This is a genomic window from Flavobacterium sp. WC2430, assembly GCF_040822075.1.
GTDB lineage: Bacteria > Bacteroidota > Bacteroidia > Flavobacteriales > Flavobacteriaceae > Flavobacterium.
In genome coordinates, this window is sequence record NZ_CP162007.1 from 1,540,775 (window position 1) to 1,566,939 (window position 26,165).

Annotated in this window: 22 protein-coding genes; 19 read left to right on the forward strand and 3 right to left on the reverse strand. The window is 33.0% G+C overall.

What is annotated here, in order from left to right; all coding sequences use genetic code 11:
• The first annotated feature begins 21 nt into the window (after window positions 1–21).
• Both rplQ and carA read left to right on the forward strand, forming a co-directional pair.
• A complete protein-coding gene (gene rplQ, locus AB3G36_RS06705) occupies window positions 22–510 on the forward strand; it encodes a 50S ribosomal protein L17 (RefSeq protein WP_367757221.1) in 489 nt (162 codons plus the stop codon).
• Window positions 511–815: 305 nt separating this feature from the next.
• Entirely contained in the window at window positions 816–1,916 is a 1,101-nt protein-coding gene (gene carA / locus AB3G36_RS06710; protein WP_367757223.1) for a glutamine-hydrolyzing carbamoyl-phosphate synthase small subunit, read from the forward strand.
• Between the two features lie 51 nt (window positions 1,917–1,967).
• On the opposite strand, the gene AB3G36_RS06715 is transcribed toward carA, so the two are convergent.
• Entirely contained in the window at window positions 1,968–3,305 is a 1,338-nt protein-coding gene (locus AB3G36_RS06715; protein ID WP_367757225.1) for an erythromycin esterase family protein, read from the reverse strand.
• 361 nt (window positions 3,306–3,666) lie between these two features.
• Between AB3G36_RS06715 and eno the strand changes: the two genes are divergently transcribed.
• From eno to ctlX, 4 genes are all read left to right on the forward strand, one after another.
• A complete protein-coding gene (gene eno / locus AB3G36_RS06720) occupies window positions 3,667–4,959 on the forward strand; it encodes a phosphopyruvate hydratase (protein WP_367757227.1) in 1,293 nt (430 codons plus the stop codon).
• A 155-nt stretch (window positions 4,960–5,114) separates the two neighbouring features.
• Window positions 5,115–6,392, forward strand: a complete 1,278-nt coding sequence (locus tag AB3G36_RS06725) for a citrate synthase (RefSeq protein WP_367757229.1) — start codon at window positions 5,115–5,117, stop codon at window positions 6,390–6,392.
• Window positions 6,393–6,466: 74 nt separating this feature from the next.
• The gene (locus AB3G36_RS06730; RefSeq protein ID WP_367757231.1) at window positions 6,467–7,381 is read left to right on the forward strand and encodes a dimethylarginine dimethylaminohydrolase family protein; all 915 of its coding nucleotides are present in this window, start codon (window positions 6,467–6,469) and stop codon (window positions 7,379–7,381) included.
• Window positions 7,382–7,432: 51 nt separating this feature from the next.
• Window positions 7,433–8,368, forward strand: coding sequence for a citrulline utilization hydrolase CtlX (gene ctlX, locus AB3G36_RS06735; RefSeq protein WP_367757233.1), 936 nt, complete (start codon window positions 7,433–7,435; stop codon window positions 8,366–8,368).
• Between the two features lie 77 nt (window positions 8,369–8,445).
• Here the strand turns inward: ctlX and AB3G36_RS06740 are convergent, their stop codons facing one another.
• A complete protein-coding gene (locus tag AB3G36_RS06740) occupies window positions 8,446–9,078 on the reverse strand; it encodes a MarC family NAAT transporter (protein WP_367757235.1) in 633 nt (210 codons plus the stop codon).
• A 181-nt stretch (window positions 9,079–9,259) separates the two neighbouring features.
• Here AB3G36_RS06740 and AB3G36_RS06745 point away from each other — a divergent pair, with 181 nt between their 5' ends.
• On the forward strand, window positions 9,260–9,625 hold the full coding sequence (locus tag AB3G36_RS06745; RefSeq protein ID WP_367757237.1) for a CoA-binding protein: 366 nt from the start codon (window positions 9,260–9,262) through the stop codon (window positions 9,623–9,625).
• 121 nt (window positions 9,626–9,746) lie between these two features.
• Here the strand turns inward: AB3G36_RS06745 and AB3G36_RS06750 are convergent, their stop codons facing one another.
• The gene (locus tag AB3G36_RS06750) at window positions 9,747–11,255 is read right to left on the reverse strand and encodes a sodium:solute symporter (RefSeq protein ID WP_367757239.1); all 1,509 of its coding nucleotides are present in this window, start codon (window positions 11,253–11,255) and stop codon (window positions 9,747–9,749) included.
• Between the two features lie 143 nt (window positions 11,256–11,398).
• On the opposite strand from AB3G36_RS06750, the gene recR reads away from it, so the two are divergent.
• The 12 genes from recR to AB3G36_RS06810 all read left to right on the forward strand — a co-directional run bounded on the left by recR (window position 11,399) and on the right by AB3G36_RS06810 (window position 26,153).
• On the forward strand, window positions 11,399–12,019 hold the full coding sequence (recR, locus tag AB3G36_RS06755) for a recombination mediator RecR (RefSeq protein WP_367757241.1): 621 nt from the start codon (window positions 11,399–11,401) through the stop codon (window positions 12,017–12,019).
• 70 nt (window positions 12,020–12,089) lie between these two features.
• Entirely contained in the window at window positions 12,090–12,878 is a 789-nt protein-coding gene (locus tag AB3G36_RS06760; protein WP_367757243.1) for a polysaccharide biosynthesis/export family protein, read from the forward strand.
• 15 nt (window positions 12,879–12,893) lie between these two features.
• Complete coding sequence (locus tag AB3G36_RS06765) at window positions 12,894–15,353, forward strand: polysaccharide biosynthesis tyrosine autokinase (protein ID WP_367757244.1); 2,460 nt, start codon at window positions 12,894–12,896, stop codon at window positions 15,351–15,353.
• Window positions 15,354–15,376: 23 nt separating this feature from the next.
• On the forward strand, window positions 15,377–16,360 hold the full coding sequence (locus AB3G36_RS06770; protein WP_367757246.1) for an SDR family oxidoreductase: 984 nt from the start codon (window positions 15,377–15,379) through the stop codon (window positions 16,358–16,360).
• Window positions 16,361–16,402: 42 nt separating this feature from the next.
• A complete protein-coding gene (locus tag AB3G36_RS06775) occupies window positions 16,403–17,794 on the forward strand; it encodes a UDP-glucose 6-dehydrogenase (RefSeq protein ID WP_367757248.1) in 1,392 nt (463 codons plus the stop codon).
• Window positions 17,795–17,938: 144 nt separating this feature from the next.
• Window positions 17,939–18,403: a UpxY family transcription antiterminator gene (locus AB3G36_RS06780; RefSeq protein ID WP_367757250.1), complete on the forward strand. Its 465-nt coding sequence runs from the start codon at window positions 17,939–17,941 to the stop codon at window positions 18,401–18,403.
• 1,135 nt (window positions 18,404–19,538) lie between these two features.
• Window positions 19,539–20,822 (forward strand): nucleotide sugar dehydrogenase, encoded by a 1,284-nt coding sequence (locus tag AB3G36_RS06785; RefSeq protein ID WP_367757252.1) that lies wholly within the window; start codon window positions 19,539–19,541, stop codon window positions 20,820–20,822.
• 63 nt (window positions 20,823–20,885) lie between these two features.
• On the forward strand, window positions 20,886–21,893 hold the full coding sequence (locus tag AB3G36_RS06790) for a mannose-1-phosphate guanylyltransferase (protein WP_367757254.1): 1,008 nt from the start codon (window positions 20,886–20,888) through the stop codon (window positions 21,891–21,893).
• Window positions 21,894–21,899: 6 nt separating this feature from the next.
• Window positions 21,900–22,850, forward strand: a complete 951-nt coding sequence (locus AB3G36_RS06795; RefSeq protein WP_367757256.1) for a GDP-L-fucose synthase family protein — start codon at window positions 21,900–21,902, stop codon at window positions 22,848–22,850.
• A 375-nt stretch (window positions 22,851–23,225) separates the two neighbouring features.
• A complete protein-coding gene (locus AB3G36_RS06800; RefSeq protein WP_367757258.1) occupies window positions 23,226–23,618 on the forward strand; it encodes a four helix bundle protein in 393 nt (130 codons plus the stop codon).
• A 342-nt stretch (window positions 23,619–23,960) separates the two neighbouring features.
• Complete coding sequence (gmd, locus tag AB3G36_RS06805; RefSeq protein WP_367757260.1) at window positions 23,961–25,049, forward strand: GDP-mannose 4,6-dehydratase; 1,089 nt, start codon at window positions 23,961–23,963, stop codon at window positions 25,047–25,049.
• A gap of 84 nt (window positions 25,050–25,133) precedes the next feature.
• Window positions 25,134–26,153 carry an NAD-dependent epimerase gene (locus AB3G36_RS06810; RefSeq protein ID WP_367757262.1) on the forward strand — a complete coding sequence of 340 codons (1,020 nt, stop codon included), beginning with the start codon at window positions 25,134–25,136 and terminating at the stop codon, window positions 26,151–26,153.
• The last annotated feature ends 12 nt before the right edge of the window (window positions 26,154–26,165 follow it).

Genomic DNA, 26,165 nt, shown 5'->3' on the forward strand with positions numbered 1-26,165 from the left:
GAAAGTATAAAAATACACGTCATGAGACACGGAAAAAAATTCAATCACTTAAGCAGACAGACTGCACATAGAAAATCTATGTTAGCTAATATGGCTTGTTCTCTTATTGAGCACAAACGTATTAACACAACTGTAGCTAAAGCAAAAGCGCTTAAACAATTTGTTGAGCCTTTAATAACAAAATCTAAAACTGATACTACTCACAATCGTCGTATTTGTTTTGCTTATTTACGTAGCAAATATGCTGTAACTGATTTATTCAGAGACGTAGCTGCTAAAGTAGGAGACCGTCCAGGTGGATACACTCGTATCATTAAAGTTGGAAATCGTTTAGGAGATAATGCTGATATGGCAATGATCGAATTAGTAGATTTCAATGAACTTTACAATGGTGGTAAAAAAGAAGTTAAAAAAGCGAAAAGCCGTCGTGGTGGAAAAGCTAAGAAAGCAGATGAAGCTACTGAAGCTCCAGCTGCTGAAGCTGAAACAACTACAGACGCAGCTGAATAGTTATGAAAATAATCATTCAATAAAATTTAAGGATAAGCTATTTATAGTTTATCCTTTTTTTTTTTTTGGAGCAAATAAACAATAGTTTTTTGCACTTATTTCCTGCTGTTCATTCTATCTTTTACTTTATAAAGAATAAAGTAAAAGGATGTCATTACCATCAGGGCTATTTTATAACTTTTTTATTTTATAATAAAATTTAAAAGTTTGCATCCATTGTATTAATGAATTAAATTTGCAAAATATTTAACTACGTATGGAATGAGTTTTAATTCCATGAGATTATTAAAATATAAAATCTACTAATGAAATATACAACACGACAAAGTGCCATACTTTTACTAAGTGATGGTACAATTTTTCACGGAAAATCTATTGGAATCAGCGGAACTACTTTTGGGGAAGTTTGTTTTAATACTGGAATGACTGGATATCAGGAGATTTTTACTGACCCATCTTATTTTGGACAAATCATGGTAGCGACTAATGCTCATATTGGAAATTATGGTGTAAATGAAAAAGAAATAGAATCTGATAGTATTAAAATTTCTGGATTGGTTTGTAAAAACTTTAGTTTTAATTATTCTCGTGAAGATGCTACACAAAGTTTAGAGGATTATTTTATTAAAGAAAACCTAATTTGTATCTCAGATGTTGATACGCGTGCTTTAGTTAGTTACATTAGAGATAACGGAGCAATGAATGCTGTTATTTGTACAGACGGCTCTTCTGTTGAAGAATTGAAAGTTGCCTTAGCTAATGTTCCAGATATGAAAGGTTTAGAATTAGCTTCTAAAGTTTCTACTAAAACGCCATATTTTTATGGAGAAGAAAATGCTACATATAAAATATCAGCTTTAGACTTAGGAATTAAAACAAATATTCTACGTAATCTTGCAAAAAGAGATTGTTACATTAAAGTTTTTCCTTTTGACTCCTCGTATGAGGAGATGGCTTCTTTTAATCCTAACGGTTATTTCTTGTCTAATGGGCCTGGTGATCCTGAACCACTTTCTAGTGCAATACAAGTTGCTAAAGATATTTTAGCAAATGATAAACCTTTATTTGGAATCTGTTTAGGTCATCAAGTAATTGGTTTGGCTAATGGAATTTCAACTTATAAAATGTTTAATGGACATAGAGGGATTAATCATCCAGTAAAAAACTTGATTTCTGGTAAAGGGGAGATTACATCTCAAAATCACGGTTTTGCTGTAAATAAAGAGGAACTAGAACGCAATCCAGATTTAGAAATTACGCATGTTCATCTTAATGATGGTACTGTTGCTGGAATGCAAATGGTAAATAAAAATTGTTTTTCTGTACAATACCATCCTGAAGCAAGTCCTGGTCCGCATGACTCTTCTTATTTATTTGATCAGTTTATAGCAAATATTAATAAATAATAATTTTAGTATTCTATTCTAGAAGGCCTAACTTATATGTTAGGCCTTTTTTTATATACCAAAAGGATAAGTTTCGGGGAATTGTTTTTTATCAACTAGAGTATGTATAGGATGTAGCGCTGTTGTTTTATCAATATAAATAAAAGCATCATATCGTTTTGGTAAAATTGTGGGGACGTAATTTCCAAATCGTTCGTGTTCGGGATTGTATACGACTCCTATGGCTCTATGACCAATGTAGTTCTCCATGCATTTCTCTTGCCTTACCTTGTTCATTAGTAATAATCTATTTTGACCTTCAGAAGCTTTATGAAAGAGATATTCCCAGCTGTCTTCTTCTGCTTTAGGAACTTCTATTTTTCTCATAGCATCGCCCCAATTTCGTCCTGCTATGACACTTCCTACATAAGAGCCAAATCCTACTGATATTACACCCTTAGTTTGGTATTGTTCTTTTAATAATTGACCTACATTTACCATTCCTTCGGATGCCATGTCAGTTGCACGAGCGTCCCCTATATGGGTGTTGTGTTCCCAAACTATAATTTTTGAATTTGTACCATGGTATTTAAGCAGTCGTTCTATAGTAGCTACCATATGTTCATCTCTTATATTCCATGAAGCAGAACCACGTTTTATCATTGCGCGGTAATACTTTTCAGCATTTCTAGCTATATAGGCATTTTGTTCTGTACTCATTACATTTTCAGCATCTGAGTTATAATTTGGAACGTTTTTTCTGATTTCAATAAGTAGATCCAGAATTTCTTTTTCGCATAAAATGGGCACAAACGCCGAGGCTCTTGCATACGACTGGCCTTCGTCTTTGGAATAAGGTTCGTAGCATTCAATCGCTTTTTTTGCAATGGCCAATGCTTTTGTGTCGTGTTTTTCTAAATATTGGATTATAGAAGCCATGGACTCTCTAAAACTATATACATCTAGTCCGTAGAAGCCTATTTTTTTATTCTCTGATAAGTCTCTATTGTAGGATTTAAGCCAATCAATAAATGCGGCTATTTCCCAATTTGCCCACATCCAAGTTGGCCAGCGCTTAAACTCATTCATAACATTATAGATGTCTTTACCAGAATCGATGTAGCCTTTAGAGTACCGATTTAGTCGGTAGCAATCTGGCCAATCTCCTTCTACTCCTATAAAGGAAAAACCTTTTTCTTGTATTAAACGTTGCGTGATTTTGGCTCTCCATGTATAATATTCATGGGTTCCGTGTGATGCTTCACCAAGTAAGACATATTTTGAGTCACCAATAAAATCAATTAATGGGTCTAAATCTTCTGATTTTTCTAAAGGAGAGGAAGTTTTTTTTAATAGATCTTCAATTGCATTATTGCATTTTTTTCTTTTTAAATCATTTAAAGTTCTCATTTTCTTTATTTTATTTGAATTAAGTGTGTTTTTATGAACTTAAAAAAATTGTAAAATGTATAAATATCTTATATAAAGTTATAATAATATACTGGTAATCAACAATTTGAATATATAAATATATGTTAACTTGTGTCTTATAGTTAGCGAAAGTGTAATTGTCGATTTATAATTAATTGAGCTATTTTTTTTAGATATAAAAAAAATAGTCATAAATTATCATTATAATTTTTATAAAACAGTAGGAATCACATATTTTAAAAAATAATTATAACGTTTTCGTTAATAACATTCATTATTTTCATTAAATCATTACAAAAGATAGAATATATTTGTATTTTAAATTTTAAAATAAAGTAGTATGAGTATTATTATCAAAATTCACGCAAGACAAATTTTCGATTCAAGAGGAAATCCTACAATAGAAGTAGATGTAATTACAGAAAATGGTGTTTTAGGCCGGGCAGCAGTTCCTTCTGGAGCTTCAACTGGTGAACATGAAGCAGTAGAATTACGTGATGGTGGAAAAGCTTTTCTAGGAAAAGGAGTTTTAAATGCGGTGAAAAATGTTAATACCGTTATTGCCGAAGAATTGATCGGTACTTCAGTTTTTGAACAAAACTTGATTGACCAAACAATGATTGATTTAGATGGGACTGCAAACAAATCAAACTTAGGAGCTAATGCAATTTTAGGAGTTTCTCTTGCTGTTGCAAAAGCAGCGGCAAATGAATTAGGTTTGCCTTTATATAGATATGTAGGAGGTGTTTCTGCAAACACTTTACCTGTTCCTATGATGAATATCATCAACGGAGGTTCACATTCTGATGCACCTATTGCATTTCAAGAATTTATGATTTTTCCAGTAAAAGCAACTTCTTTTACACATGCTATGCAAATGGGAACCGAAATTTTTCATAGTCTTAAAAAAGTGCTTCATGATAGAGGTTTGAGTACTGCAGTTGGAGATGAAGGTGGTTTTGCTCCAAATTTACCTGGAGGAACTGAAGATGCATTAGATACAATCAAAAAAGCAGTTGAAAATGCGGGTTATACTTTTGGAGACGAAATTATGATTGCTTTAGATTGTGCTGCTGCTGAATTTTATGTAAACGGAAAATACGATTATTCTAAATTTGAAGGGGAAACTGGAAAAATTAGATCTTCTGCTGAACAAGTAGATTATTTAGCTGAATTAGCTGCTAAATACCCTATTATCTCTATTGAAGATGGAATGGACGAAAATGACTGGGATGGTTGGAAATTATTAACTGAAAAAATAGGTGATAAAGTACAATTAGTTGGTGATGATTTATTTGTTACAAATGTAGAACGTTTGTCAACAGGTATTCAAAAAGGAATTGCTAATTCTATACTTATTAAAGTAAACCAAATTGGTACATTAACTGAAACTATTGCTGCAGTTAACATGGCGAAAAATGCTGGATATACTTCAGTAATGTCGCACCGCTCAGGAGAAACAGAAGATAATACAATTGCTGATTTAGCAGTTGCATTAAATTGTGGGCAAATAAAAACAGGATCTGCTTCAAGATCTGACCGTATGGCTAAATACAATCAATTATTAAGAATTGAAGAAGAGCTAGGAAATACTGCGTATTTCCCAGGTCTAAATGCTTTTAAAATAAAATAAATTTTTTATTTACTATTATAGAGAGCCATTCGTTTTATACGAATGGCTTTTTTTATTAAATTTAACAATATCATTATAGTTTTATCTTTTTATTTAATGTTATTATCCTTAGATTTGATAAATTATTAAATATTAAGATTTATTTGCAAAATATTATGTCAAAAACAGCTATATTAGAAATTGATGGTAAAAAATACGACTTTCCTATAATTGAAGGGAGCGAAAATGAAGAAGCTATCGATATTAACAAATTACGTGATTTAACAGGGATTATTACTTTAGATCCGGGGTATAAAAACTCAGGTTCTTGTACAAGTAAAATTACTTTCTTAGATGGTGAATTAGGGATTTTACGTTATAGAGGGTATTCAATAGAAGACTTAGCTGATAAAGCTGATTTTTTAGAAGTTTCATTTCTTTTAATATTTGGAGAATTACCTACAGCTGCTCAACTAGAGCAGTTTGAAGTTGATATTAGAAAACATACTTTGGTTAACGAAGAGATGAAAAACATCATTGACGGTTTTCCAAGAACAGCTCATCCAATGGGTATTTTGGCAGCTTTAACAAGTGCTTTAACTGCATTTAATCCTAAGTCGGTAAATGTTGACAATGAAAAGGAAATGTACCACGCTGTTTGTAAAACAATGGGTAAATTTTTAGTTATTGCGACTTGGACTTATAGAAAAAGCATGGGGTATCCTTTAAATTATTATGATAATACTAAAGGGTATGTAGAAAACTTTATGCGTTTAATGTTTGAATTGCCAACAGAGCCTTACAAGGCAAATCCTGTAGTGATTGATGCATTAGATAAATTGTTTATCTTACATGCTGATCACGAACAAAACTGTTCTACATCAACTGTAAGAATGGTTGGTTCTTCTCATGCGGGTTTATTTGCTTCTATTTCTGCAGGAGTTTCTGCGCTTTGGGGACCTCTTCATGGAGGTGCTAATCAAGCTGTACTTGAAATGTTAGAAGAAATACATAAAAACGGAGGTGATACTGATGCTTATATGGCTAAAGCCAAAGATAAAAATGACCCTTTTAGATTAATGGGTTTTGGACATCGTGTATATAAGAATTTTGACCCTCGTGCTAAAATTATTAAAAAGGCAGCTAATGAAGTTTTAGAAATATTAGGAGTTGACGATCCTATTCTTGAAATTGCTAAAAAATTAGAAGCGGCTGCTTTAGAAGACGAATATTTCAAGTCAAGAAATTTGTATCCTAATGTGGATTTCTATTCTGGAATTATCTATAGAGCTTTAGGAATTCCTACTGATATGTTTACTGTAATGTTTGCTATTGGAAGGTTACCGGGCTGGATCGCTCAATGGAAAGAAATGCGTGAAAATAAAGAGCCTATTGGTAGGCCAAGACAAATATATACTGGTGCAGCCTTAAGAGATTTTAAGAAACCAGAATAAATTAAACCAGAATCAAAAGCTTCACTACTAGTGAGGCTTTTTTTTTATCTTTGTCTAAAATATTATAAAAACATATGCTAGAATTAAAAGTAAATAATGAGACTTCAAAGTTGAGAGCTGTTGTGTTAGGGACTGCAGTTAGTAACGGGCCAACTCCTTCAATTGATGAGGCATATGATCCTAAATCATTGGAGCATATTTTAGCGGGAACTTACCCAGTAGAGGAAGACATGGTTGCTGAAATGGAGGCTTTTCATGCTGTGCTGAAAAAATACCAGGTAACAGTTTTTAGACCTGAGTTAATTGATAATTGTAATCAGATATTTACTAGAGATATTGGATTTGTTATTGATGACACTTTTATTAAATCCAATATTTTACCTGATCGTGAAATGGAATTGGATGCAATCCAGTATATAATTGATCAAATTAATCCAATCAAAGTGGTACGCCCTCCTGAAAATGTACATATAGAAGGTGGTGATGTTATGTTGTGGAATAATTATATTTTTGTTGGTACTTACAAGGGAAGTGACTATGCGGATTATATAACAGCAAGGACAAATAAAGAAGGAGTCCAATTTATTAAAGATTTGTTTCCTAATAAGATTGTCAAAGAATTTGATTTAGTTAAATCTAAAACGCAAGCAAGAGATAATGCTTTGCATCTAGATTGTTGTTTTCAATCAGTTGGTCTAAATAAAGGAATTATTTATAAAGGCGGATTTAGATCTGAATCAGATTATTTGTATTTAGTAGATTTATTCGGAGAAGACAATTTATTTCATATTACAAGAGAGGAAATGTATCATATGAATTCGAATATATTTTCAATAGATACAAATGTGGTAGTCTCGGAAAGAAATTTTACAAGGCTAAATGACTGGTTAAGATCGAATGGATTTATTGTGGAAGAAATTCCATATGCAGAAATTTCAAAACAGGAAGGTTTGTTGAGATGTTCCACTTTGCCATTAATTAGAGAATAATTTACAGTAGAGATGCATGGTAGTGCGTCTCGATAATTTAAAATAATCAAAATGAAACAAACAACTAATTCTATTTTAATGATTCGCCCGGTGGCGTTTCGTATGAATGAACAAACGGCTGTAAATAATTATTATCAAAAAGTGCTGGATGAACTTTTACCAGCAACAGTAAATGCTAAAGCACAACAAGAGTTTGACACTTTTGTTGAAAAACTGAGAGCTGTTGGTGTTGATGTTACGGTTGTGGATGATACTTTAAATCCAGATACACCAGATAGTATTTTTCCAAATAACTGGGTTTCTTTTCATGAAAATGGAGATGTGGCTCTTTACCCTATGTTTGCCGAAAATCGTCGTGTGGAACGTCGTGAGGAAATTTTGGATGATTTAGAAGAAAAAGGATTTAAAATCGAAAATATTGTTGATTATACTTCTGCTGAAGAAGATGGTTTTTTCTTGGAAGGAACAGGGAGTTTACTTCTGGATAGAGCCAATGAAAAAGCATATTGTGCATTATCTCCTAGAGCCGATGAAGAGTTGTTTATAGAATTCTGTGAAGACTTTGATTATGCACCTGTTTTATTCGAAGCTTTTCAAACGGTCAATGGGGAGAGAAAACTTATCTATCACACTAATGTGATGATGTGTTTGGGTGAAACTTTTGCAGTTATTTGTGCAGATTGTATAGATGACAAGAAAGAACGCAAAATGGTTTTAGAAAACCTAAAAAAGGATGGTAAAGAAATCATTTTAATCACAGAAGCTCAAGTAAATAATTTTGCAGGAAATATGCTTGAAGTTCGTGGAGCGGATGATAAGAGATACCTTGTAATGAGTGCTGCAGCGCATCAAAGCTTGAAACCAAAACAAATTGAACAATTACAAAAACATGCTACAATTCTAAGTTCAAGTTTAGACACAATAGAGGCTTGCGGTGGCGGAAGTGCCAGATGCATGATGGCAGAAATATTTTTGCCTAGAGTTTAACTCATAAAAGGCTTTAATTTAGAATGCCCCAAGAAGTAGAATTACTTTTTGGGGCATTTTTATTTTTTATCTTCTTTTTACTTCATAAAATTGGTTTCGACAATTGTTATGATTGAGCTAATAATGTATTGAACCCCAATTGCAATAACAATAAAACCTACTATTCTTGAAATAGCTACAATTCCTGAAGCTCCCAGTATTTTTGCTAAATAATGAGCGCTTTTTAATGTGATGAAAATAGCAATGGCAACGGCTAAAATAGCTAAAACAGAAATAATAATATCCGATATGTTTTGGTGTTCGTGATAAAAAGCAATCAGTAATGAGATAGAACCAGGGCCAGCTAGCATTGGAATAGCAAGAGGTGTTAAAGCAATGTCGTTTCTTTTTTGTGCATCATTTTCCACCTTTTTATTTACTCCTCTTTTCTTATTAAAATTCCCAGTTAGTAATGAAAATCCTGATGTAGCGATAATAATACCGCCAGCGATACGTAATGCTTCAATACTTATTCCAAAGAAAGACAAAACGTATTCACCAAAGAAAAACGAGATAATTAAAATGATAAAAACATTAATAGCGGTCCACAATGAAATTCTGGAACGTTCTTTTTTGTCATCGTCCATGGTGAGTCCTACAAAAATAGGAACAGTTCCAATTGGGTTTAAAACGGAGAAAAGCGCAGCAAATAAATAAATAAAAAGTTCCATGTTTTTTTCGCGAAATTAGTTTGTTCAATTAAAGAAAACGATGTTCCTCAGATTAAGAAAATGTTATAATAAAAAGAGAAAGAAAACGGTTTTTACTTTAGAAAAAAGGAAAGATATTAATTTAATTGAAAACAAGCTATAGTAATTCACTACTTTTGCAAAAAATAATAATAGTAATACAATGAAAAATAAAAAAACTTTAGTTCTTGGTGCTTCAACAAAACCAGAAAGATATGCTTTTAAAGCAATTACAATGCTTGTTGATAAAGGGCATTCTGTTTTGGCAATTGGGCAAAATAATGGTGAAGTAGCCGGAATTAAAATCAAGACTAAAGCAATTCCTTTGTCAAACATTGATACAATTACTCTATATTTAAACCCAGCGCGTCAACGTGATTATTACAATTATATCGTAGAAGCTAAGCCAAAACGTGTGATTTTTAATCCAGGTACTGAGAATCCGGAGTTGTATCAACTTTTAGAATTAAACAATATAAAGTCTGAGGTAGCTTGTACTTTAGTGCTATTGACGACTAATAGATATTAATTTTTATAGGAGCTAATTCCTGCTATCCGTTACACCCGAGCAAAGCGAACTGACGAAGTAATCTTTTCCTTTTTTAAAGGAAAAAAGGAAAAGGATTTCCACTGCTATCAGGGCTAAAAATCTAGAACGTTATTTTTTCTGTGGATGATTTGCTTATTAAAAGTAACCCAGAAAAAGTAATCAGACCGTTAATGATGATTAATTCGTTGTCAAAAACGTATCCAAAAAACAATGCTTTTGAATTCTCACTTATTAAAAAAGTAATTGCTGGAGATAAGACGCAAACTATTGGTACTAACTTATCTATTACTGTTTTTGATTTCATAAATAGCCCAAAACAATAAAGCCCTAATAATGGTCCGTAAGTGTAGGAAGCAACTCTAAATATCATTCCTACCACTGAGCTATCGTTTACTGCATTAAAGAATACAATTACTAGAAACATTAAAAACGAAAAGCCTACGTGAACAAAATGTCTTGTTCGCACTACATTAGGTTTGTTTAAATTTTCGGTTTTATCCATATTTAAAAAATCGACACAAAAAGAAGTCGTAAGTGCTGTTAGTGCTGAATCTGTAGTAGCAAATGTCGCTGCTGTCAGTCCCAATAGAAATATAATGGACGGAATAAGACTCAAGTGATGAAATGCAATTTCAGGAAAAAGCAAATCAGTTCTTGGTTTGCCCGTAACTAAATCCGTAGGAACTTCAATTCCATTTTTAGCGGCGTAAATATACAAAAGTGCACCTACACTTAGGAAGAATATATTAATCAGAACAAATATTCCCGTGAATGTAAACATGTTTTTTTGGGCCTCGCCAATAGTCGCGCAGCTCAAGTTTTTTTGCATTAAATCCTGGTCTAATCCTACCATAGCAATGGTCACAAAGATGCCTCCTAGTATTTGTTTGATAAAATGAAATTTACTGGTCAAGAAATCGTCAAAGAAAAATATTTTAGAATAATTGCTGTTTTTTACTTCTTCAAAAGCATCTACAAAGCTCAGGTTTAAACTTTGGCAAATAAAATAAATAGTTAGGAATACGGAGGTAACGAGGAAAAGAGTTTGTAAAGTATCTGTGATGATAATTGTTTTTAATCCCCCTCGATAGGTATAGGCAAAAATTAATGCCAATGAAATTAATACTGTAGCAGCAAAAGGGATTCCATAAAAATCAAATACAAAGCGCTGTAAGACGATAACAACTAGATACAATCGAAATGCAGATCCAATAGTTCTACTGATAAGGAAAATAGTAGCGGCAGTTTTATAAGAGTAGGTTCCGAGTCTTCTTTCTATATATCCATATATAGAAGTTAAATTCATTCGGTAATACAATGGCAGTAGGATTTTTGCAATAATTATAAAACCTATGGCATTTCCCAAAACAAATTGAAAATATTTAAATTGCTCTCCACTAGGTGCTCCTACTTCACCAGGAACGGAGATGAAAGTCACCCCAGAAAGAGCTGTTCCTATCATTCCAAAAGCAACTAGATACCATTTTGAGTTTTTATTGGCTTTAAAAAAAGCTTCATTTCCACTGTTGTTTTTACTCGTAATATGAGAAATCGTAAATAAGATTCCGAAGTAAATAAGGATAAGCGATAGAATTGCGAATGGTGTCATCTTTTGTATTTTGAAGAGCCAAAATACAATTTTTTGTTTAATGGGATATTTGTTAGTTTGTTTATTTAAAAAAGTGCGGTTTTACAAGATGGATTCAAGAAATAACCCAATAATTAAATAAACAATTTGTTACATTTGTAGTTATGGAATTTTCTTCAAAATTAATAGAGAAAGCAGTAAACGAAATAGCTCAATTACCTGGTATAGGTAAAAGATCTGCTTTGCGTTTGGCACTGCATTTATTGAAACAACCCAAAGAGCAAACTGGTTTTTTAGCTCAAGCATTAATAAATATGCGAGAGGATATCAAATATTGTGAGAATTGCCATAATATTTCGGACAATGTTACTTGTGAAATTTGTGCTAATATAAATAGAAACCATCAAATTGTGTGTGTAGTTGAAGACATTCGCGATGTAATGGCTATTGAAAACACAGGACAGTTTAGGGGAATATACCATGTTTTAGGAGGGAAAATTTCGCCTATTGATGGGGTGGGTCCTAGTCAGTTAAAAATTAGTACTCTTGTTGAAAAGGTAAAATTGGGAAATGTAAGCGAGGTAATCTTTGCGTTAAGCTCCACAATGGAAGGGGATACAACAAATTTTTATATTTTCAAACAAATTGCCCATTCTGATGTTGTTGTATCAACAATTGCTCGAGGAATTGCTGTTGGTGATGAACTTGAATATGCGGATGAAGTTACTTTGGGGAGAAGTATATTGCAAAGAGTTCCATTTGAAAAGTCATTCAAAAATAATTAATTTATATTAAAAATAACTAAACTTTTAATATAGTGAATGAAAAGCTATATTTGTTACCTAAAATAAAATAATGAACAAGAATATATTCTATTTATTGCTAAGTATTAGTGTGTTATTAACTTCGTGTATTTCTACTCATGATTTAATTTATTTGCAAAATAAAGACGGTGTAACTACCGAAAATTCTATTTCTGCAGTTATGTCAAAGCCATATCGATTGCAAACAAATGATGTTTTAAGTATCAATATAAAAGCAATTGATCCAAAATTAGTGGCAATTTTTAGCACAACTGAAAGTGCTGAAGCTGGAAAGTCTGAATCAGAACTGTATTTTAGTGGTTTTACTGTTGATGATCATGGGAATATAAGAATGCCAATTTTGGGAGAACTAAATGTTATTGGATATACTCTTGATGAAATAAGAATTAAAATCGAGAAACAATTGCTGGAAGAATATTTTAAAAAGGAAGCGAATATATTTGTAACCGTTAGATTGGCTGGATTCAAATACACAATAAATGGTGAAGTTGGTAGTACGGGTACTAAAATTTTGTTTCAAGATCATGTAAATATAATGGAAGCAATTGCTAATTCGGGTGATATTACGATTACCGGAAATAGAAAAGCGGTTACCATAATAAGACAATCTCCCACTGGAAGTGAGATGCATGATATCGATTTGACGGATATCAATGTAATGAATTCTCCTTATTTTTATTTGCAACCTAATGATTATATATATGTTAAGCCACTCAAGCAAAAAACTTGGGGAACAGGAAAAACGGGTATAGAATCTTTAGGGACGATTATAACTTTATTATCATTGGCTACAACTACTTTTTTATTATTAAAAAATTAAAATACATTTCAAAGAATGTTAGATATAAAAGATTTTTCGATTTTTGAAAACCAAGTAAGTTTTGACTTTAAGGGTTTTTTGATAAAAATCGGAAGCTACTGGAAATGGTTTCTTATCAGCTTACTGATTACATTTACGATTGCTTACCAAGTAAATATTCGTAAGGAAAAGGTGTTTAGTATGGAGACGGTTATTTCTGTAAAAGAAGAAAGCAATCCTCTTTTTACCTCCAATACTAGTTTAGTTTTTAATTGGGGAGGAACGTCTGATCAGGTTCAGACTATTTCTACTACACTTCAATCGCGTTCCCATAATGAGTTGGTCGTCGATAAACTGCAGTATTACATTGATTATCTGACTCAAGGGAAATACAATATGGTGGATGCCTATGGGGCTGTACCTTTTTATGTAAGTATTGATAAAGCAAAAGGGCAAATTGCAGGTAATCTAATTAGTATTAAATTTCTTAGTGATACCGAGTATGAAATCAAAATCCCTTTTGAGAATAATGCTGTTTCAATAATCAACTATACGGATAACTCCTATAGTAGCACGGCTGTGGCTGTGGGTGAATTTGTAAAAAAATATAAAGTAGGAGAACAGGTTTCCTTGCCTTTCTTAAATTGGAAATTACTAATAAAAGGCAACCCAGGTTTTTATAAAGGGAATGAATATTTTGTGCGTTTTAATGATTTTGACGGAACTGTTTCTCGTTATAAAGGTATAAATGTTCGTTCAGATGATAAAGGGGCATCTATAATTACCTTGGGAATGCAGGGAGGAAATAAGGCAAGAATGGTTGAGTATTTGAATTCGACTGTAAAGATGCTTATTAAAAGACAATTAGATGATAAAAATCGATTTGCTACAAATACAATAGGTTTTATAGATAGTACGCTAGTTGCAATGGAATCCCAGTTAAAAGAAACAGGGAATGAGTTAAAAACATTTAGGAAGGGTAAAAATATATACGATATTGAAGAAGGTGGTGGTAAGTTTTCGGATCAAATGTTAGAATTTGATGTAAAGAAAGATGAGATTACTCGTAAAATGGCCTATTATAATTCTTTAAAGTCTTATTTGAAGAATAGTGTTGATTATTCTAGACTACCGGCTCCATCAGTGGCAGGAATTGAAGATCCAAATATTGCTGTTAACATATCTAAGTTGATTGCGCTATCTACTCAAAGATCTGAAATGGCTTATGCTGTAAAAAGTGAGAAAATATTCAAGGATTTTGACAACCAAATGGAGGCTGTTAAAAATGTTTTGCTAGTGAATATAGCATCAGCAAAATCTTCTTTGCAATTTGATTTGGCCATGATTAATAGTAAAATTAATCAAGCGGAAAGTACGATTAAAGCGCTCCCGGATGATCAGCAAGAATTGATTAAAATAAAGAGAAAGTATGACTTAAGTGATAATATCTATAGTACCTTTTTACAAAAAAGAAGTGAAGCAGATATTGTTAAAGCGGCCAATTTATCGGATATTCATTTTATTGATCCTGCGAAAGACATTGGCGGTGGGTTAATTGGACCTAAGACATCTGTAAATTATGTGTTGGCTTTATTTCTTGGGATTCTGTTTCCTTTGCTTTTTGTATTTATTATTTTTTTTGTTAATAATTCGATTCAAAATACGGAAGATATCAGCAAGTTAACTAAAATCCCTATAATTGGAGTTGTTGGATTAAATAAAGAGATTACGGATTTAGCCGTTTATGACAGGCCAAAATCAGCCTTGTCAGAATCTTTTAGGGCTATTCGATCATCACTTCAATTTTTATACAAACAGCAAAATGTTGAGGGTGCAAAAACACTTATGATAACATCTTCGGTCAGTGCTGAAGGGAAAACATTTTGTTCGATAAATATTGCTACTGTATTTGCATTAAGTGAAAAAAAGACGGTAATTATAGGATTGGATTTAAGAAAACCTAAGTTATTTGATGAATTTAATTTAGCGAATGATGTGGGAATTGTAAATTATTTAATTAAACAAAAAAGTGTTGATGAAATAATAAATCATACACAGATTCCCTATCTTGATGTTATTCTTTCAGGGCCTGTTCCTCCTAATCCTTCAGAGCTACTTATGGGAGATGGTATGGGGAAATTAATGGAAGAATTAAAGGAGAAATACGATTATATTATTTTGGACACTCCGCCTGTTGGACTTGTGTCCGACGCATTAGAGCTGTCTCAATATTCGGATGTTACTTTATATATAGTTAGGCAAAATTTCTCAAAGAAAGAAATGATTACTTTGTTAAACAATAGAATTAAACGAGGAGAACTGGATAATGCAAGTATCATTTTTAATGGCTTTGAGAATAAGGCAAAATATGGTGCGGGTTATGGATACGGTTATGGCTATGGCTACGGATATGGACCTTATTCAAATGGATATCATGATGATGACAAGCCAAAATCGATTATTCAAAAAGTTATTAGTACATTCCGTAAAGTATAAAACTTGATTTAAAGTATTTAGAGATGAAACAAGAAACAAAAAGTACACTTTTAATTACTGGTGGAGCTGGATTTATAGGCTCTAATCTGTGCGAATATTTTTTGGAAAAAGAATACAAAGTTATTTGTTTGGATAATTTTGCAACGGGGCATAGGTACAATTTGAAGGGTTTTATAAATCATCCTAATTTTAAATTAATAGAAGGAGATATTCGTAATGTAATTGATTGTGCGAATGCGGTGAAAGGCGTTGACTATGTTTTACATCAAGCAGCTCTTGGCTCTGTTCCACGATCTATTAATGATCCAATTACGACAAATGATGTTAATGTTTCTGGTTTTTTGAATATGTTAGTTGCTTCAAGAGAGGCGAAAGTGAAGCGATTTATTTATGCGGCTAGTTCCTCTACTTATGGAGACTCAGTTGGTTTACCAAAGGTAGAAGAAGTGATAGGGAAGCCTTTGTCGCCTTATGCTATAACTAAATATGTTAACGAATTGTATGCGGATATCTTTAGTAAAACCTATGGATTAGAAACAATTGGGTTGCGATATTTTAATGTGTTTGGTAGAAAACAAGATCCAAAAGGGGCATATGCCGCCGTGATACCAAAATTTGTGATGCAGTTAATGCAGCATGAAAGTCCAAAAATTAACGGGGATGGGAATTTTTCACGTGATTTCACTTATATAGATAATGTAATTCAAATGAATGAATTGGCTATGACAACTCAGAATCCTTTAGCAATTAATACCGTTTATAATACTGCTTATGGAGATCGAAATACATTGAATAATTTAGTAAGTTATTTAAAAGAGTATTTATCAAAATACGATTCTAAAATTGCAAATATAGAAGTAGAGTATGGTCCTGACAGAGAAGGGGATATTCCTCATTCTTTGGCTAGTATAGATAAAGCAAAAGGATTGTTAGGTTATGATCCTAAATATTCTTTGCAAGAAGGATTACATGAAGCAGTAGATTGGTATTGGAAAAATTTGAAATAAAAGATTAAAAAATAAATAGAGTTACAAATTAAAAAGTTCAAAATGAGTATTACAAAAATTTGTTGCATAGGAGCTGGTTATGTTGGAGGTCCTACAATGGCCGTAATTGCGCAAAAATGCCCGCATATTCAGGTTACAGTTGTTGATTTAAATGAAGAAAGAATTGCCGCATGGAATGATGAAAATGTAGATAATATTCCAATATATGAACCAGGACTTTCTGATATTGTTGCTGAGGCTAGAGGAAGAAATTTGTTTTTCTCTACTAATGTAGAAAAAGCAATTGATGAAGCCCAAATTATTTTTATATCAGTAAATACGCCTACTAAAACCTATGGGAAAGGGAAAGGAATGGCTGCTGATTTAAAGTACATTGAGTTGTGTGCGAGACAAATTGCTCGTGTAGCAAAAGACAATAAAATAGTAGTGGAGAAATCAACTTTGCCAGTTAGAACTGCTGAGGCAATTAAAAGTATTTTAGACAATACAGGTAATGGAGTTCAGTTTCAGATTCTTTCTAATCCTGAGTTTTTGGCCGAGGGAACTGCAGTTACTGACTTGTTGAATCCTGACCGAATATTAATAGGTGGAGACACATCAGTAGAGGGGCAAAAAGCCATACAGTCACTAGTTGATGTCTATGCAAATTGGGTTCCTGCCGATAAGATATTAACTACTAATGTTTGGTCCTCTGAATTATCTAAACTGACAGCTAATGCTTTTCTAGCACAACGAATCTCATCAGTTAATGCGATGTCTGAACTTTGTGAAAAAACAGGAGCTGATGTGAACGAAGTAGCTCGAGCAATTGGGATGGATAGTAGAATTGGTTCTAAGTTTCTTAAAGCATCTGTTGGTTTTGGAGGTTCTTGTTTTCAAAAAGACATCTTAAACTTAGTCTATATTGCTAAATCGTATGGATTGAATGAAGTGGCTGATTATTGGGAGCAAGTTATTATAATGAATGACCACCAAAAAAGGCGTTTTTCTAATAAAATGGTTCAAACGCTTTATAATACGGTTGCCGATAAAAAAATAGCATTTTTAGGTTGGGCCTTTAAAAAAGACACCAATGATACAAGAGAATCTGCGGCAATTTATATTGCAGATGATTTAATAAATGAACAAGCTCAAATTGCAGTTTATGATCCTAAAGTATCTTCTAGAAAAGTATTAGCTGATTTGGATTATCTTGAAACAAGAACTTCTGAGAAAAACAGTGCAAATGTAACTTCTTTTTCAGATCCTTATGAAGCTTGTGCGTCAGCACATGCTATAGCCGTTTTGACGGAATGGGATGAATTTATAGCATATGACTGGCAAAAAATTTATGATGGGATGCAAAAGCCCGCTTTTGTATTTGATGGAAGAAATATATTAGATCGAGCACAATTAGAATCTATTGGGTTTGTTTATCAAGGAATTGGTTCTTAAGGTTGTAATTATTTTTGATGATAATTTTCGTTTGTTCGAGTGGTTTTTTGATACGTTTCATTACATAAAAAATAACTCGAACAACCGTTTTAATAATTACATCCAATGCGTTAAAGATTAATGTTTTTTAATACAAGTTGTAGAATGAATTGGTATGTTGTTTATACAAAACCGAAATGGGAGAAAAAAGTAGCTGAACAGTTAACGAATGCTGGTGTTGAATGTTATTGTCCTTTGATTGTAAAAATACATCAATGGTCAGATAGAAAGAAAAAGGTGGAAGTGCCTCTTTTTAATTCGTATGTTTTTGTCCATATAGCCGATGAAGATAGGAATTTAGTATTTCAATCACCTGGCGCTGTGCGGTACTTGTTCTGGTTAGGAAAACCTGCTATTGTAAGAGACGATGAAATTAGCACTATAAAATCTTGGCTTGACAAGCCTAATAAAGTTGATATTGCTATTACTACACTTCAGGTTGGGGATAAAATCACCTTGGAGTCCGGTCCATTTACAGCTCAAGAAGCCGTTATTCAAGAAGTTAAAAATACACATTATGTTCTTGTGTTAGAATCATTAGGTTGTGTATTGAAAATGAGTTTAAAATAGGTAGTTTTTTTTGAATGAGTTCTTTTCTTTTGCCTTGATCCAAAATGGAGTGTTCAGTTATATTGAGTTTTGAGAAGTAAGCTGTTTTTTTTGAAGGAGTTCTTTTCTTTTGCCTTGATGCAAAAGAAACAAAAGATCAAGCCTGCAAATCAAAAGCTTAAAAACTACCTCAAAGTACCGTTCCGCAGCCCGAGCCGTTCGTCCTTCGTCCTCTGCTCGCGGACTGCTGCCACTTCACTTTTTCGTTGTTTTTCTATGCTTTTTATTTGAGGGCGGGAGAGGAGTGGTGCGAAGGAGTATTCAGTTTGCAGGAAGCAATGTTCAGTTATAGTGAGTTTTGAGAAGTACGTTGTTTTTTTGAAAGAGTTCTTTTCTTTGTTGCTTGATCAAAAAAGAAAAAAAAATATTCATGGGTTGTTATTGTTTTTTTGGTATTCATGAATCTTCGATTTCAAGCCTGCAAATCAAAGGCTTATAAACTACCTCAAAGTACGGTTCCGCAGCCCGAGCCGTTCGTCCATCGAAAAGCGAACATCGAACAACGAATATCGAATATCGATTCATCGTTAACCGTTTTCCGTCCATCGAAAAGCATCCATCGAAAAGCGAATATCGAATATCGATTCATCGTTAACCGTTTTCCGTCCATCGAAAAGTGAACATTGAACAACGAATATCGATTCATCGGTCAACGGTAATCGAACAATGAACATCGGTCATCGAGTTGTAATTGAATGTTTATTTGAGGGTGGGGAGAAGATTAGTTCTGAGTTTGGTGTTGAAAATGAGTTTAAAGTAGGATTATAGCTGTAAAATCAGTATTCGAAAAATGTTCGGATACTCAAGAATGGAACATTTTTATCCATATTAAGATATCACTAAATTTAGTGATATTTTTTTGTTTAAAAAGGAGTGTATTCGTTTTATGTTGTTGATAATAAGACCGTTGTGTTTTTGCGTTTGGTTTTTGGGGTTTTTCGAATCCTTTTCAAATGAAAAAGATAGAAAAAGACCGATATAAAGTAGCTATATTTGCAAACTTAAAATTATTTCACTTTCCTTCTCTTTTTTTGGGAGTATGGATCGCGAAGCGTTGTATTATTAGTACTAAAAGCTAATATCTATTAGTTGAATTATGGAATCAAATTTGAAAATAGCAGTTGTCGGTTTGGGTTATGTTGGTTTGCCTCTAGCACGATTATTTGCTACTCAGCATCCTGTAATTGGGTTTGATATAAATGAATCCAGAGTAAAAGAATTAAAAGCAGGTTATGATGCCACCCTTGAAATTGATGCTACAACATTAACTAAGGTACTTTTAAATGATACTACTAACGCCATTGGACTATACTGCACATCTATTTTAAAAGAGGTGACTAATTGTAATTATTATATTGTAACCGTTCCTACTCCTGTTGATAAAAATAATAGGCCAGATTTGACTCCTTTATATAAATCCAGTGAAACAGTAGGTAAACTATTAAAAACGGGAGATACTGTCATTTATGAATCTACTGTTTATCCTGGAGTAACAGAAGAAGAATGTGTACCTGTTTTAGAAAGAATTTCAGGTTTGCGATTTAATGTTGATTTCTTTGTAGGGTATTCCCCTGAAAGAATTAACCCTGGAGATAAAGAGCATACTGTTGATAAAATTCTTAAAGTGACCTCTGGTTCTACACCAGAAACGGCGCAAAAAGTGAATCGTTTATACCAGTCTGTAATTACAGCAGGAACGCATTTGGCTCCATCCATAAAAGTGGCCGAAGCTGCCAAAGTAATTGAAAATTCACAACGGGATATTAATATTGCTTTTGTAAATGAATTGGCTAAAATTTTCAATTTATTAAATATTGATACCCAGGCCGTTTTGGAAGCGGCAGGAACCAAATGGAATTTTCTTCCTTTTAAACCTGGTTTAGTTGGTGGGCATTGTATAGGAGTTGATCCTTATTATTTAGCTCAAAAAGCACAAGAAATGGGGTACCATCCTGAAATTATTTTAGCGGGTAGACGTTTGAATGATAGTATGGGAGAATACGTAGCCTCTCAAATAGTAAAATTAATGATCAAGAAAGGGATTACAGTAAATGGAGCGACGCTCTTAATGCTAGGAATCACTTTCAAGGAAAATTGCCCCGATGTTCGCAATACAAAGATTGTGGATGTGATTGCTGCTTTAACCGATTATGGTATTACAGTCACTATATATGATCCATTGGCTAATCCAGAAGCGGTCAAAAAGGAATACAAGTTGGTCACCACAAATATGGTACCCAATCAAAAGTTTGATGCAGTTGTTCTGGCTGTGGCACATGCCGAATTTTTAGATATGGATTTATCGCAATTGCAAAATAAAACGAGCTTGTTGTATGATGTAAAGGGCGTTTTGGGAGATAATGTAGACGGAAGGTTGTAGGAAGCGTTAATCGAGCAAAGAGGAAAGAATAAAGAGCAAAGAACAAAGAGTCTATAATAAAACATGGAAAACAAAAAATCAATTACGCACGTGATTCTTACTGGTGGAGTAGGGAGTAGGTTATGGCCTTTATCACGTAAAAGTCAGCCTAAGCAATACTTAGATATCTTTGACGGTAAGTCTTTATTTGAAATGACGGTAGATCGCAACCGCAACATTGCTGATAAAGTGATGGTGGTGGGGAATATTGATAATTGTCATTTGAGTAGGAATGTTTTAGAAAAATCGAATACTGCATATGTAGATATAATTGAATCTACTCCACGAAATACAGCAGCAGCTATTGCTTTTGCAGCCTTTGCATCTGAACCAGATGATATATTGATTGTAACACCATCAGATCATATCATTGATGAGATGGAAATGTATGAAGATGCTATTAATGAAGCTGTTGATAAGGCATTAAATGGGTATATTGTTACTTTTGGAATTGTACCAACAAAACCTGAAATTGGATATGGATACATTGAACGAAAAGGAGATGATGTCATTTCTTTTAGAGAAAAACCCAACCAAGTTACGGCAGCTGCCTTTATAGCTAAAGGCAACTTTTTATGGAATAGTGGTATGTTTTGTTTTAAAGCCAGTGTGTTATTGGAAGAATTAAAATCGTTTCACCCCGAAGTATATGAAAAGTCCAAAATTGCTTGGGACAATAATAAAGCGGGGAATCTAGATTTGGATTTATCCATGGACATTCCTTCTATTAGTATTGATTATGCAGTAATGGAGAGAAGTAAAAAAATTAAAGTAGTTGGATCCCAATTTGCGTGGTCTGATTTGGGCTCATTTGAATCGGTTTACGATTATTTATTGACTATTGGGCATAAAGTAGATGAAAACGGAAATATGGTGATTGGTACTAACAACTATACTGCTTTCATTGGAGTTAAAGACACCATATTTGTTTATACTCCTACTGCCAATTTAATTTTGAAAAAAGAATTCTCACAAGATGTTAAAAGCGTGTATAGCGCACTAGAAAGAACTAACTCTGATTTATTGAATTAAAAAATTATGAATAAAGAGACTAAAATATATATTGCAGGACATAAAGGTATGGTGGGAAGCGCGATTTGGCGCACCCTTACTGAAAAAGGGTATACCCATCTTATTGGATCTTCCAGTAAGGAGTTGGATCTAAGAAACCAACAAGAAGTGGCCGCTTTTATGGCTAAAGAAAAACCTGAAGTGATTATTGATGCTGCTGCAAAAGTAGGAGGGATATTGGCCAACAATGATTTTCCATATCAGTTCCTTATGGAAAACATGCAAATCCAGAATAATCTAATCGACTCAGCAATGAAGTCTGATGTAGAGAAATTTATCTTTTTGGGAAGTTCTTGTATCTATCCTAAACTAGCTCCACAACCTTTAAAAGAAGAATATTTATTGACGGATACTTTAGAACCCACCAATGAATGGTACGCGATTGCAAAAATAACTGGGGTAAAAGCCTGTCAGGCCATCCGAAAACAATTCAATAAAGATTATGTAAGCCTAATGCCTACTAATTTGTATGGGACTCACGATAATTTTGATTTAACTTCTTCGCATGTTTTACCTGCGATGATGCGTAAATTTCATGAAGCAAAAATGAATAATAATGCGCCAGTTACTCTTTGGGGCAGCGGAACACCAATGAGAGAATTTCTATTCGTGGACGATATGGCACAGTCAGTTGTTTTTGCATTAGAAAACAAACTGCCAGATTATTTATATAATGTAGGAACGGGTGAGGATTTAACGATCAAGCAATTGGCAGAAACGATTCAAAAGATCATTGGACATCAAGGAGAAATTATTTGGGATCGTACTAAACCAGATGGTACACCAAGAAAATTAATGGATATTTCTAAAATGCATGCTTTGGGATGGAAACATCAAGTGCAATTAGAAGAAGGGATACAGAAGACGTATACTTGGTTTTTAGAGAATATTGATCAATTTAAGGAAGTGAAGATGTAGGGAAGGATTAACTGGTTAATCGTTTAATCGGTTAGGAAAAAGGTTAAGCGGTTAGTAAAGGGTTTAATTGTTTAGGAAAAGGTTAACTGGTTAAAAAAGGTTAATTGGTTAGGAAAAGGTTAATCGGTTAGTAAAGGTTTAATCGTTTAGGAAAAGGTTAACTGGTTAAAAAAGGTTAATTGGTTAGGAAAAAGTTAATCGTTTAACTGAATCTCATTAAGTACACACGGTTAAACAATTAACCAGTTCACCAATTAAACTTTTGTTCAATTAAACAATTCAACGGTTCACCAATTAAACCTTTGTTCAATTAACCAGTTCACCAATTAAACTTTTGTTCAATTAAACAAATAACCAATTAAACAAATAACCGATTTGAGCTACCACATCTATTCTTTCGAAAAATTAGAAGTATATCAACTGGCCAGAAAGTTCAAAATTGATATAAAGTTGATGAGTCAAGGGTTTCCAAAAGAAGAAAGATTTGATTTAATCAGTCAAATTAATAGGTCATCAGCGAGTATCTCTGCTAATTTAGCAGAGGGTTCTGGAAGATCTTCTAATTTTGATCAGGCCCATTTTACTAATATGTCCTATTCAACGGCGCTAGAAACGATAGATCATTTGAATACAGCCTTGGATATGAAATATATTAATGAAGATAGATATACGGAACTTAGAATAAAACTGGATGCTATTCTAAATAAATTGAATTCACTTTATAAATATCAAATCAATAATAAAGAGACGTTGAAGAAGAAAGTTTAAAAAAGGTTAATCGGTTAGGAAAAAGTTAATCGGTTAGGGAAGGTTTAATTGTTTAGAGGAAGATTAACTGATTAGAAAAAGTTTAATTGTTTAAAAAGGTTAATCGGTTAGGAAAAGTTTAATCGGTTAGGAAAGGTTTAAATATTTCCACACGATTAAACGATTAACCAAATAACCAGTTCACCAAATAAACGATTAACCAATTAAACAATTAACCAATTAACCAAATAAACGATTCACCATCGTATAACAAAATTTCAATCACAACACACGATTAAACAATCAACCAAATAAACGATTTACCATCGTATAACAAAAACACGAATAACAAGCAATAATATTATGGATAACAATATACAAAAAGTAGCATTAGTAACAGGAATCACAGGTCAAGATGGATCGTATTTAGCAGAATTATTATTGGAAAAAGGATATATGGTTCATGGTGTGAAACGTCGTGCCTCTTCTTTTAATACGCAACGTATCGATCATATCTATCAAGATCAACATGAAGTGCATGTTAATTTTAAATTGCATTATGGTGATTTGACCGATTCTACTAATATTATACGAATCATACAGGAAGTACAACCCGATGAAATCTATAACTTAGGAGCGATGTCTCATGTAAAGGTATCTTTTGATTCCCCTGAATATGTTGCCAATGTAGATGGATTGGGAACCTTGAGGATTTTGGAGGCAGTTCGGATTTTAGGTTTAGGAAAAAAAACGAGAGTGTACCAAGCTTCTACTTCTGAATTGTATGGCGGATTGGCTGAGAATAAAAACGCAGCAGGTTTTTATGATGAAAACTCTCCTTTTTATCCTCGTTCTCCTTATGGTGCCGCAAAAATTTATGGTTTTTGGATTACTAAAAACTACCGTGAGGCTTATGATATGTTTGCTTGTAACGGTATTCTTTTCAACCATGAATCGCCACGACGTGGGGAGACTTTTGTAACCCGTAAAATCACCATGGCTACAGCTGCTATTGCTAAAGGAAAACAAGATTGTTTGTACTTGGGAAATTTGAATTCTCAAAGAGACTGGGGACATGCTAAGGATTATGTAGAGGCCATGTGGCGTATTTTACAACAAGATATCCCTGAAGACTATGTAATTGCAACCGGTGTGACTACCTATATTAGAGATTTTGTTATTATGGCTTTTGCTGAGGTAGGCATTGAATTGACTTTTGAAGGAGAGCAAGAAAATGAAATTGCTAAAGTAGCGGCTTGTAACAATCCTTTGTATCAGATAGCGATAGGTACTGTTGTACTTAGAGTTGATCCAGAGTATTACCGTCCTACTGAAGTGGATCTCTTAATAGGAGATCCTACGAAGTCAAAAACACAGTTGGGTTGGAAACCACAGTACGACTTAGCGGCTATGGTTAAAGAAATGGTGGCGAGTGACTTGAAATTGTATTAGTTAAAAGATGGTGGATGTATTACTTTAAATTATTTTGACTAATTTAAAAGTAAAAATTGATTGTTTTTTTTAAAAAAAAGGTAAATGAAAATATTAGTAACAGGTGCGGCGGGTTTTATCGGTTTTCATTTAGTAAATAAGCTTATTGAGAAAGGAATAGAAGTTATTGGGATTGATAATATCAATGATTATTATGATGTAAATCTTAAATTTAATCGATTAAAGGAGTCAGGAATAATTATTGATGAGATAACTAAAGAAGGTAATCTAGTACAAAGTTTATCCTATTTAAATTATTATTTTGCAAAAATAGATTTAGTAGATTTATCTAAATTAGAAAAACTTTTTAAAGAACAGCAATTTACTCATGTGATTAATTTAGCAGCTCAAGCCGGTGTCCGTTACTCTTTAGAAAATCCACACGCTTATATACAGTCAAACGTAGTTGGCTTTGTAAATATTTTAGAATGCTGTCGTTATAACAATATTCAGCATTTAGTTTATGCCTCTAGTTCATCAGTATATGGAGCAAATGCGAAGATTCCATTCTCAGAAGAAGATAGAGTAGATCATCCTGTAAGTTTATATGCAGCTACAAAAAGGAGCAATGAATTAATGGCCTATTCGTATAGCCATCTATATAATTTGCCTACTACGGGACTCAGGTTTTTTACGGTTTATGGACCATGGGGTAGACCTGATATGGCTCCTATGTTATTTGCAGATGCCATTATGAAAGGAAAATCCATTAAAATATTCAACAATGGAGACATGCAGCGTGATTTTACTTATATTGATGATATAGTTGAAGGTATTGAGAGGTTAATAACAAAGATTCCAATTATTAAACCAAAGGCAGAAATTTTTAATATAGGCAATTCAAAACCTGTAGACTTAATGGAGTTTATTTATTGCTTAGAAAACTCATTAAATATCAAAGCTTTAAAAGAATTTTATCCAATGCAAGATGGTGATGTTAAAATGACTTATGCAGATACAAGTTGTTTAAATAAAAAAACAAAGTATATACCAAAGACCGAATTAAAGGAGGGAGTTTCCAAATTTATTTCTTGGTATTTAAATTACAATTTATTTAAGATTTGAATTCATTAAAAT